This window comes from Staphylococcus devriesei, assembly GCF_002902625.1.
GTDB classification, from domain to species: Bacteria; Bacillota; Bacilli; order Staphylococcales; family Staphylococcaceae; genus Staphylococcus; species Staphylococcus devriesei.
Map to the genome: position 1 here is coordinate 1 of NZ_PPRG01000094.1, position 420 is coordinate 420.

Sequence of the window (420 nt, forward strand, 5' to 3'; positions counted from 1 at the left end):
TTTGCTATCACTTATAGATGGATCCGCGCCGTATTAGCTAGTTGGTAAGGTAACGGCTTACCAAGGCAACGATACGTAGCCGACCTGAGAGGGTGATCGGCCACACTGGAACTGAGACACGGTCCAGACTCCTACGGGAGGCAGCAGTAGGGAATCTTCCGCAATGGGCGAAAGCCTGACGGAGCAACGCCGCGTGAGTGATGAAGGTCTTCGGATCGTAAAACTCTGTTATTAGGGAAGAACATACGTGTAAGTAACTATGCACGTCTTGACGGTACCTAATCAGAAAGCCACGGCTAACTACGTGCCAGCAGCCGCGGTAATACGTAGGTGGCAAGCGTTATCCGGAATTATTGGGCGTAAAGCGCGCGTAGGCGGTTTTTTAAGTCTGATGTGAAATCCCACGGCTCAACCGTGGAG

1 rRNA gene is annotated in these 420 nt (G+C 51.9%); it reads left to right on the forward strand.

Features of this window, described 5'->3' with window-relative positions:
- Positions 1–420, forward strand: a 16S ribosomal RNA gene (locus CD147_RS11490); the annotation flags it as partial.